Annotated in this window: 5 protein-coding genes; 3 read left to right on the top strand and 2 right to left on the bottom strand. The window is 62.7% G+C overall.

The genetic code is table 11. The features are described 5' to 3' along the window. Positions 1–943 (bottom strand): IS21 family transposase (gene istA, locus LXT12_RS26535; RefSeq protein ID WP_349255054.1); only part of this gene is annotated, 943 nt, incomplete at its 3' end. Between the two features lie 205 nt (positions 944–1,148). On the opposite strand from istA, the gene LXT12_RS27000 reads away from it, so the two are divergent. From LXT12_RS27000 to LXT12_RS26520, 3 genes are all read left to right on the top strand, one after another. Continuing rightward, on the top strand, positions 1,149–2,729 hold the full coding sequence (locus tag LXT12_RS27000) for an RHS repeat-associated core domain-containing protein (RefSeq protein ID WP_304622791.1): 1,581 nt from the start codon (positions 1,149–1,151) through the stop codon (positions 2,727–2,729). 186 nt (positions 2,730–2,915) lie between these two features. Then, positions 2,916–3,371 carry a hypothetical protein gene (locus tag LXT12_RS26525; protein WP_233395529.1) on the top strand — a complete coding sequence of 152 codons (456 nt, stop codon included), beginning with the start codon at positions 2,916–2,918 and terminating at the stop codon, positions 3,369–3,371. Between the two features lie 43 nt (positions 3,372–3,414). Continuing rightward, positions 3,415–4,680, top strand: a complete 1,266-nt coding sequence (locus tag LXT12_RS26520) for a putative Na+/H+ antiporter (protein ID WP_233395527.1) — start codon at positions 3,415–3,417, stop codon at positions 4,678–4,680. Positions 4,681–5,204: 524 nt separating this feature from the next. Here the strand turns inward: LXT12_RS26520 and LXT12_RS26515 are convergent. Then, the gene (locus tag LXT12_RS26515; RefSeq protein ID WP_233395526.1) at positions 5,205–6,392 is read right to left on the bottom strand and encodes a 5'-methylthioadenosine/S-adenosylhomocysteine nucleosidase family protein; all 1,188 of its coding nucleotides are present in this window, start codon (positions 6,390–6,392) and stop codon (positions 5,205–5,207) included. Between the last annotated feature and the right edge of the window lie 198 nt (positions 6,393–6,590).

The following is a 6,590-nucleotide window of genomic DNA, read 5'->3' as shown; positions in this document are numbered from 1 at the left end:
ACGGCTTCAAGGCCGGCGCATCCAGCGCCGCGAACGCCGCAGCTCGGCAACCCGGCAGCTTCTTGAACGGCCGCTGGTTGAGGTCGATCAGCAGCTGGGCGATGGCGCGGTTGAGTTCGACCAGGCTGAAGAAGCGCCGATGTCGCAGCCGAGCCAGGATCCAGCGCTCGACCACTTGCACGCCCACCTCGACCTTGGCCTTGTCCTGGGGGCGGCCGGGGCGTGCCGGCAGCACCGCCACGCTGTAGTGCTCGCCCAGCTCCTGCATCAGCCGCGCGGTGACGGGCTCGTAGGCATCGGGGTTGGCGATGAGCGCGCGCGGCTGGTCGGGCACCAGCAACTTGGGTACGCCCTTGATGAACGTCAGCGTCGCGATGATGGCGCTCACCCAGTCGGCGGCCGTCTGCTGCCAGGTGGCGCAGGCGTAGGTGTAGTTCGAGGCCCCCAGCACGGCCACGAATACCTGGGCGCGGCGGATCTCGCCCGTGCTGGCGTCCACCACCGGCACCGTCTGGCCGGCGTAGTCGACGAACAGCCGCTCACCGCCGGGGTGGATCTGGCGCATCGAGCGCTTCAGGCCCTTGGCCCAGGCGCGGTACTTCTCGCAGAAGGCGCTGTAGCGGTAGGCCGCCTCGCCGGCGCCCGCGCTGTACTCCTCCCACAGCAGCTGAAGCGTGACGCCGGGGCGCTTGAGCTCCTGGTGCAGCGATGCGTAGTCGGGCTCGCGCCGGGTGCTGCTGCGTGGCCGCGGTGGCGGGTACAGCCGCGCCTGCAGCTCGTCGTCGCTGAGCGTGGCCGCCTGGGGCCACCCAACGCCGGCGTCGCGCGCATACATCGCGATCTCGCTGACGGTGGTCTTGCTGATGCCCAAAGCGGCGGCCACCTGCCGGGTGCTGAGGCTGGCGTCGGCCAGCAGTTGCAGTGCTTGTCTGATCTTGCTCATGAGGACCCTTGGTGTGGGCATCGCCTCTCCCGGCCAAAAAGCCGGGCAGCCTATGCCTCGTTGGGTCACTCAGGACACCCTCCCGGTGTCCGCGATCAGTTTGGAATGCTGTCCGCCATCAGCGTGGAACGGTGTCCGCCATCACGGCGGAATGCTGTCCGCCATCACAGCGGAACGGTGTCCGCGATCGCATGGAATACGCAGCATGAGCTACCCGGACGGCCAATCCCTAACCTTCCAATACGATGCCTACGGGCGCGTGAGCAAGGTGCTTGGCAATGCGGGCGGAGGCAGCATCGTCGTGGTCGACAGCCTGTTGTATCAGCCGGCCACCGATCTGCTTTACGGCTGGCGCTTCGGCAATGGCCTGCCGCGACTCTTCACTTATGACGCCGATGGTCGCCTCGCCAATCTCAACGGCGGGTCAGCGCATGGACTGCAGTTCGGCTACACCCCCAACCTTGACACGCTCGCCTCAATCAACGACTTGGTCTACGGCTCGGGGCAGTCCTCCACCTTTGGCTACGACGCCGAGGACCGATTGACCTCCGTGCTTCGCACTGGAGCGGACCAAAGCTTCGTGCCTGACGCGAGTGGCAATCGCAAGACGCACAACCTGAACGGCACCAGCTACACCTACACCACTGACGCGGCCTCGAACCGGTTGACGTCAGTGTCCGGCGGCAGTGGTACCCGCAGCTTCGGTTATGACGCGGTTGGAAACATGACGCAGAACGCTCCTACCGGCGCCGTGCACACCTATGTTTATGACGCCTTCAGCCGGTTGGCGCAGGTCAAGGATGCGGGCGGCTCCGTCGTGGCCAGCTATGGCTATGCGCCCAACAGCCAGCGGCTGTGGAAACAGACCAGTGCTGGGTTGACGCTCTACGTCTACGGGGGTGGCGGCGAACTGCTGTACGAACGCGGACCGCAGGGCGCAACGGCCTACGTCTGGCTCGCCGGCGAGATGATTGGCTTCATGCGCGGCGGAGCTTTTTTCGCCAGCCACAACGATCACTTGGGCCGGCCCGAGGTCGTCACCAACTCGGCGGCACAAGTGGCGTGGCGGGCGTCCAACCATTCGTTCAGCCGGGCGGTGGTCTCTGACAGCATCGGTGGTCTCAACATTGGATTCCCGGGCCAATACTGGGACTCGGAGAGCGGACTTTGGTACAACTGGAATCGATATTATGACCCGACGATTGGCAGATATGTTCAATCCGATCCCATCGGCTTGGCGGGCGGTATCAACACGTATGCATATGTGGATGGAAATCCAGTCAGCGCCATTGACCCTTATGGACTCTTTTGTGTCAGCGACAGAGTGCGAGACTCAGTTGCGAACGGATTGGGAACGACTGCGGGTGCTTTGGCCTCGGGGGTGCCATTGCCAGGTGCACTAGCCGCTGGTGCGGTCTCTGGAGCAGTCACGTATACCGCGGGCGGAGAAGCAGGCGGAGCGGCGTCAGGTTTGATTCAAGGCGCTATCAGTGGAAAGGTAGTTGGATCCCCGGGGATCGGAGCGGTAGCCGGTGCAATCGGTGGCCTTCTTGGAGGGGTGGATGGCGGCACCACGGGCGCAATACTTGGAGGCGGGCTCTCCGGAATTCTGTCTCCGGTCAGCCGACTGGGAAAGCTGAACCCCAATGGCTGGCAAGGCGGGATGGGTAATGCAATGGTTGGAATAAAAGGTGGAATTGTCTCCGGCCTTGTTACGTTTGCCACGAGTGGGGCTATTGACTTGGTCAATTCCAAGTTTGGTGATTGCGGTTGTGGAAAAAAATAATGAGAAAAATACTCGTATCAATTCTGCTTGTGTTGGCTTCGATCGTGCTCGGACTGCTGGGCAGGGCGGTGCTGGACTGGGCGGCGGGGACGTATCCGGCGCAGGCACACGGTATCTATAGGTGGGGCGGATCGTGCGTGGGCCTCTTGATAGGCGTATTTGTGGGAATGCCCCTCCTGAGGTTGCATGGGATTTTTGAAAAAAAAGCGAAATGATTGCAACGGCGACCCCGACATGACCGCTGGTGCTGAGGTGCACCATGGACGGAAACAGTGCGGGAGTTGGTTGGCGGCCACGCCCTTCAACCTGCGGCGCCCCGCCAGCTACCGGGCCGTGAATCAATTTTGGCGGGATGACGCGCAGTGCTGGTCGTCTCGATTTAAAAGTGCCCGAGGTCTCTGCGGCCTTCTGGCAGCCGCCATGACGTTCGACGTGCATCGGTTCCTTGATGGCCAAACGGCGCCCCTGGTTGCTAGGAGGCTGCATTTCAAGGTGATCAAGCAGGCTGTGCAGGACCTGTTCGCGCTCTACGTCGTCCGCAACCGGCGGCCATTGCCGGGGAGACGAGGAACAAGCATCGCTTGCCGGTTCGGTACACTGCGCGCGGGTGTTGGGCAGGTCTGCGCAACAGGTTTTGCGTGAAGGTCGGGCCGCCTCGCGCGGCGTGAGCCTGGGCTTTCCTGATATGAGCTTCCAACCCATCGAGCTGGTCGCCGCCTGCATATTCGCGGCCGCGCTGGTCCATACCTTCTCCACCAGGTTGTTTGAGCGGTTGGCCCATCGCATCCCACGGCATGCGGGTTTGTTTCACCTGCTCGGGGAAGTGGAGGTGGTCTTCGGTTTCTGGGCCATCGTCCTCATCCTCGCGATGACATTGTTGGATGGCCCTGAGAAGGCCCTGACCTATGCCGAGACACGCAACTACAGCGAGCCCATCTTCGTTTTCGTCGTGATGGTCATCGCAGGGTCGCGGCCGATCCTGCACGCGGTGAAGTCGGTGATCCAGTTGGGCGTTCGCCTCTTGCCCATAGAGCCTCAGGTTGCGACCGCCTGGCTTGGGTTGGCCGTTGTCCCCTTGCTTGGCTCGCTGGTGACGGAGCCGGCAGCCATGACCATCGCCGCGCTGATGCTGGCTCCGGTCGTGTTCCGCACCGAGATGCCGGAGCCCCCCAAGTACCTGGCCTTGGGCGTGCTTTTCGTGAACGTGTCCATCGGAGGCACGCTGACGTCCTATGCCGCTCCGCCCGTACTGATGGTGGCGACGACCTGGCACTGGGACAGCGGCTTCATGCTCTCGACCTTTGGCTGGAAAGCGGTGCTCGCTGTCCTTCTGAACGCGACGGTCGCCGCAATGGTCCTCCGTCGAAAACTGATCCAGCATGCGCCGGCAAGCAGCCGTGCAGATGCGGAGACTCCCGCCGTGCCGGTGGGCATCATCGCGGTCCATCTTGCCTTGTTGGCAGGCGTCGTGCTGCTTGCCCATCACCCGGTCGCCTTCCTGGGCCTCTTTTTGCTGTTCCTCGGGTTTGCGCAGGCCTATGAGCGGCACCAGGACGCATTGCTCATCAAGGAAGCGCTGCTGGTGGCCTTCTTCCTCGCGGGTTTGGTGGTGCTGGGAGGCATGCAAAGCTGGTGGTTGCAGCCCGTCGTTTCCGCGCTCAAGCCGCTGGCCCTCTTCTTCGGCGCACTCGGCCTCACGGCCATCACCGACAACGCTGCACTGACGTATCTGGGCTCCCAGATCGAAGGCATCTCGGACGCATCGAAGTACATGCTGGTGGCGGGTGCTGTCGGTGGCGGCGGGCTCACGGTCATCGCCAATGCGCCCAACCCTGCCGGGTTGGCCCTGCTCAAGCGTGGCTTTGCCGATGAGTCGGTCGGTGCCGGGGAATTGTTTCTGGGCGCGCTCGGGCCGACCGTTGTGGCAGCCGCGGCCTTCCTTCTGCTCTGAGGTGCCGGCGAGCCAGAAAGGCTCTTGTTCGCCCGCCTTGAACGCATCGACACCCGAGCTCAACCTACGAGACATCACCCTCAGTGCGCGGTGACCGGAGCGCACCACTCGATTGCCATCATGACAAGCAAGAGGGCGCATATCACCGACCACGTGTGCGCAAGCTGGCTGACGGCATAGCCGCCACGCAGGTTCGCGAAATCGACGAGATGAAGACGCTCATTGACGAGCTGGATCGCCCCCGTTGACGGGTTCCCGCCAGTCGCCGTACTTTTTAGCTGTCCGACACGATGATCCCCTCGATTCATTCGGACGACCCATTTAAAAATCAATCACTTAGCGAATAGGTGAGGGTGGATTCTGACGTTGGCCAGCGACAACATTTACCGACTTAAATGTGCAGCGACGACATTTGCCGACTGGAATGTGTCGCCTTTCGTCGGCCAGGCCGAGCACCCATAGCGCAGATTCTGACCCAACGCGACTTCTCGGCTTGCGCGGGGGCTGTGGCCGACTCTTAGCCGTCAGTCCTTGAAGACGTCAGCAACCCCAGACCGGATGGCGGCCACAACGAACTTGGCCGAGAGCAAGCAGGCGATGCGATGGAACGAGTCGCCCTTGTTCTTGCCGCCGTCGTCGACCACCGCCTTCGCCGCGAAGAACGCAGTGCGTGTCGTGGCGTGCCTCGCCGCCTCGTAGACGGAGTAGATCTCCATGTCGAAGCCGGCGAGCTTGCGTTGACCGACCGCCAATGTGCCCGTCTTGCCGTCCTCGGCGATGACCGCACTGCCGCTGCTCGTCGGCACGCCGGTCTTGATGTTGCAGCCGACCCGCTCCTTGCCCTCGGGCACTTCGGTCTTGCCGGCGTCCAGCCCATGCAGCAGATAGGCGAGCAGCGCGTTGTCCGAGGCCACCTCCACCAGCTTGTTCTGCACGGCGACTTCGAGCTGGACGTCGTAGTGCTCGGCCTTGAAGCCCGTCGCGCTCCATTTCCCGGCGTCATGCTGGTGGCAGATCTGGGTCACCAGCAGGTCGTACATCTCGGACTCGCCGGCAACGCCGCCGCAGATGCCGCTCATGCAAATGAGGCGCGGCTCGAAGCGGTCGAGCGCCAGGGCCGACGTCACCGCTGCCGACACCAGGCCCATGCGCTGGGCCCGCACGATGACGGTCTTATAGGGGCCGACCTGCATCTCGCGGCAGATGAGGCCGGAAATGGTTTTCACGGGGCCCCAGGTGTCGCCGAGCCCCTGGAAGGCGTCGGCTTCCTTCTCCAGGGCGCACACGATGACGACGTCGAACTTCTTCTTGGGCTGGGCCGCCAGCAGCTTGATCTTCAGGGCCTCGCGCCACTCGCCGTGGTCGCTGAACGGGATGACGTTGATGTCGACCAGGTTCAGGTTGTAGACGAAGTCGCCCTCGTCCAAGCTGTGCCGAGTGAGCACGATCGCTGGCGTCCTGAACGACTTGCTGTTGAAGTCGCGCGTCGCCTCCACCAAGTGTTCGTGGTAATCGTCGATGGTGCCGTCCTTGGCCGACCTGGGCACCAGCAGGTCCAGCAGGATCAGGTCGAACTTGGCGTTCGCGATCGCATTCGTGTAAGCCAGCCAGTTCTTCTCGCGCTGGAGTTCCGCGTCCGGGATGACCCAGTGGACGTAGGCCGCGATCTCCTCGTACTTGGGGTCCTCGTCCTCCAAGATCAGAATCTTCATAGGCGCTCCAGAATTGAATAGAGGTCGGCCTTCCACTGGTTATCGTTTTCTAGATAACGCACGCAGCCGGCCACGTCGTCGGCCCTGCAAAACGCCCGCAACCCGCATGAACACTGGTGATGCGGGGTGAATGCCGATGGTCAGAACTCCCAGAATCAAATTCAATGGCAATTGATTTCTGGGAGTTCTGGAGGGCTG

The organism is Pelomonas caseinilytica, from assembly GCF_021353235.1.
Lineage (GTDB): Bacteria > Pseudomonadota > Gammaproteobacteria > Burkholderiales > Burkholderiaceae_C > Pelomonas > Pelomonas caseinilytica.
This window is presented reverse-complemented; position numbering and strand designations above follow the sequence as displayed.